4 protein-coding genes and 1 pseudogene are annotated in these 2,968 nt (G+C 65.9%); 4 read left to right on the top strand and 1 reads right to left on the bottom strand.

The window, feature by feature from the left end; translation table 11 throughout:
* Window positions 1–116 precede the first annotated feature (116 nt).
* The 3 genes from JWP90_RS10360 to JWP90_RS10370 all read left to right on the top strand — a co-directional run bounded on the left by JWP90_RS10360 (window position 117) and on the right by JWP90_RS10370 (window position 1,727).
* Window positions 117–983 carry a hypothetical protein gene (locus JWP90_RS10360; protein WP_297363506.1) on the top strand — a complete coding sequence of 289 codons (867 nt, stop codon included), beginning with the start codon at window positions 117–119 and terminating at the stop codon, window positions 981–983.
* Between the two features lie 118 nt (window positions 984–1,101).
* Complete coding sequence (locus tag JWP90_RS10365; protein WP_297363509.1) at window positions 1,102–1,413, top strand: ATP-dependent DNA ligase; 312 nt, start codon at window positions 1,102–1,104, stop codon at window positions 1,411–1,413.
* Window positions 1,410–1,727, top strand: a complete 318-nt coding sequence (locus JWP90_RS10370; RefSeq protein ID WP_297363512.1) for a fatty acid desaturase — start codon at window positions 1,410–1,412, stop codon at window positions 1,725–1,727. Before JWP90_RS10365 ends, JWP90_RS10370 begins: the two co-directional genes overlap by 4 nt.
* Window positions 1,728–1,743: 16 nt before the next feature.
* Here JWP90_RS10370 and JWP90_RS10375 read toward each other — a convergent pair whose 3' ends face one another.
* The gene (locus JWP90_RS10375) at window positions 1,744–2,208 is read right to left on the bottom strand and encodes a hypothetical protein (protein WP_297363515.1); all 465 of its coding nucleotides are present in this window, start codon (window positions 2,206–2,208) and stop codon (window positions 1,744–1,746) included.
* A 130-nt stretch (window positions 2,209–2,338) separates the two neighbouring features.
* Between JWP90_RS10375 and JWP90_RS10380 the strand changes: the two are divergent.
* Window positions 2,339–2,968: pseudogene (locus JWP90_RS10380) on the top strand (UDP-galactopyranose mutase); the annotation flags it as partial.

Below are 2,968 nucleotides of genomic sequence, written 5' to 3' on the forward strand. Positions count from 1 at the left end.
TCGGAGCTGCGCTTGACGTGCACTGGTCACGTCCTCATTCTGGGGAACCCACCGCTCCACGCCGGCCGAACCCGCCCGCCCGCGTATTCTGAACGAAGAAGAGCGGGGGAGAACAAATGCAATTGACCGACGTGCTCTCCGACCTGTACCTGCGGGCTCCGTCCGAGTTCGTGGCGGTCCGCACGGCGCGTGTCCGCACCGCCAGGGATGACGGCGACCCGGAACTGGCGAAACGCATAGGCCGGCTCCCGAAGCCGTCAGCGGGGGCCTGGCTCACCAACCTGCTCGCGGCCAGGCGCGCCACGGAGGTCGACGACATCATCGAGCTCGGAGCGCTGATCCGGGACGCCGAGAAGAACATGGATGCCGGCGAACTGCGCCAGCTCGGAAAACAGCGGCTGCAGCTCATCCGGGCTTTGGCACAGCAGGGCAAAGCCCTTGCGGCAGAAGCCGACCAGAAGGTCAGCGCCGCCGCAATGCTCGACGTGGAGCAGACATTGCACGCAGCGATGTCGGACCCCGCTGCCGCAGAAGCCGTGAGAAGCCGTCGACTGGTCCGAGCCCTGTCCTCGAGCGGGATCGAACCTGTGGACGTCGACGGCGCCGTTGCTGAGCCAACGGTGGACATCGTCCAGGCGCCGAGGCCGGCTCTCAGGGTCGTCGAGGACCGCCCATCCGCGCGCAGGATCGAGGAAGCCGAGAAAAAGGCGGAGGAGGCGAAGGACCGGGCAGCGGGGGCAGACGCCGAACGGAGCGCGATTCGTGAGCAACGCACGGCGCTCGCCGAGCATCGAGCTCGGCTCGCGCGAGAACGGCAGGAGGCCTCCGACCGGCTGGCTGCACTGGACGGGCAACTGGCGAGCGCGGGGCGGGAGGACGACAGCCTGCGCCGCGCAGCAGCGTCAGCCGATCACCGAGCCGGCGTAGCAGCGCGCGCAGCGGATCGGGCAGCGGAGCGACTGGAATCGCTCCGGAAGGGGTGACTGCCCGGACAGAACGCGAACATCCTGAACCCGTTTTCTGATCAATACGTGAACTTGGAGCCGTTAGGCCACTATCGTGCTTAGAGGGGGGTACGCCACCCGTTTCGGAGAGGAAAGCATGGGAAAGCTGCTCTACGGACTCCCACCCGTTGAGATCGATGCCACCGACCGTGAACTGGCTCATCTGAGGGTCGTCATGATCACGAAACTCCGGCGCGGCGAGATGTTCGCCTTCGCGGTGGACGGCCGGGTCGAAAACGCCGGCGCCGGCCGGCGTGTCCTCTGGGTGCACCCGTCGATTCCGCTTCAGTTCCAGTTCGACGGAACCGTCGAGGAGAAGCTCAACAGGGAGTGGCTCGAAGAGCTCATGTCGGCGGCGAACAGCGGCGGAAATCTTCGGCTCACGCCGGAACCGATCGAACACGCGTGACACGGGACCTTCACGCCTCGACCTCCGACGGATTCCGGACCGCTGACGACGTGCGTGGAACACGATTCCTCGATGTCGCGCTCGGCGGACTCAGCTACCAGATCGAGCACCACCTGTTTCGGTCGATGCCCAAGCCGCACCTGCGGAGGGCCGCCCCGATCATCGAGGCATACCGCCGGGAGCGCGGCGTGACCTACACGCAGACCGGACTGTTCACGTCATACGGAATCGTGCTGCGAGACATCAACCGGGTCGGGTTGGGCGGAAGCGACCCGTTCGGCTGCCCGTCGGCGGCCCAGCGATCGGCGCTCTGATCGCGGTGTCCCTTTGTCAGCTCGGGCCGGGCTCCTCCACGCCGTCCGGGCGCGCCTCATGGTGGCGCCGGTCGCGCGTGCGACGGTCCTCCTTCATCTCCGCTTCGAACAGGTGACGCCTGCCACCGACAAGCTCCTGCCGTGCGTCCTCTTCGGCAGCGACGAAGGCACGGTAGTAGTTCGCGTCGTAGTCCTCGACGACCTGGAACGTCCACCGTCCCTCGATCACGTTGCGTCCGACGATGTCCTTATCGATTCGGTCGGCCAGCTCCTGATGTCCCGCCTGCCTCAACATGTCTACCGCCTCACCGAGGGCCAGGTCTGCGGTTCCGGTGAGGCGATGGAACGCGTAGAGATACCCCCTGGCATGCTCGACGACCTCGAGCGCCTCGGACAGTTTGCCGAGCGCTTCGACGGTGTCGTCGCTGACCCCCTCAGGGCGGCGGTGGGCGGAGTCGGGACCGGAAGGGAAAGTAGTCATGAAACGCCATTATGCCGAGGAAAGCAGCATGTCGCCCAGGACGGGGGCGAGGAGACCCCATAGCGCAGACAGCGTCAGAGCCGTGGTCCCAACGAGCGGCGGGCGGTGACGCTTTCCGAAGGCTGATACCAATGACACCTGGGAGGGCCTCCCTGTCGACGGGTACACGGCCTGGATCGAGCGGATGGCCGACTACCCGACATCGAGGTGCGGCTCAACACCGACTTCTTCGACGAAGCACAGCCCATCGACAGGACTTCGCTTGTCGGTCAGGTCCCCGTCGTCTACACCGGCCGTGTCGACCGCTCCTTCGACTACTCGGCCGGTGAACTGTCCTGGCGTACCCTCGACTGCGAGCTGGAAGTGGTTGCGGTCGTCGATTACCACGGCGCCTCGGTGATGAGCTACGCCGATGCCGTCGTGCGGTTCACGCGGACCCATGAGTTCCGTCACTACCACCCTGAACGCGACGGCTACCCGGCCGACAAGACGGTCATCCTGCGCGAGTTCTCCCGCTTCGCCACCCGCGACGACGAACCGTACTACCCCGTGAACACCGCCGATGATCGCGCCAACCTGCGGGCATACCGGGTACTGCAAGCGGGGGAGAAGGATGTGTTCTTCGGCGGGCGACTCGGCACCTACCCCGTAGCTCGACAAGCACATGGCGATCGGCTCGGCTCTGTCGATGTGCAACAACAGGCTGTCCGCCCGTTTCGGCGGGAACAGACCACGCCACCGGCGTCGAAAGCAGACAACC

It is taken from the genome of Mycetocola sp., from assembly GCF_025464835.1.
Classification (GTDB): Bacteria; Actinomycetota; Actinomycetes; order Actinomycetales; family Microbacteriaceae; genus Mycetocola_A.

Bases quoted from the DNA above. Each gene is read 5' to 3' on its own strand.
- JWP90_RS10360 (WP_297363506.1), top strand. From the start codon at position 117: ATGCAATTGACCGACGTGCTCTCCGACCTGTACCTGCGGGCTCCGTCC.
- JWP90_RS10365 (WP_297363509.1), top strand. From the start codon at position 1,102: ATGGGAAAGCTGCTCTACGGACTCCCACCCGTTGAGATCGATGCCACC.
- JWP90_RS10375 (WP_297363515.1), bottom strand. From the start codon at position 2,208: ATGACTACTTTCCCTTCCGGTCCCGACTCCGCCCACCGCCGCCCTGAG.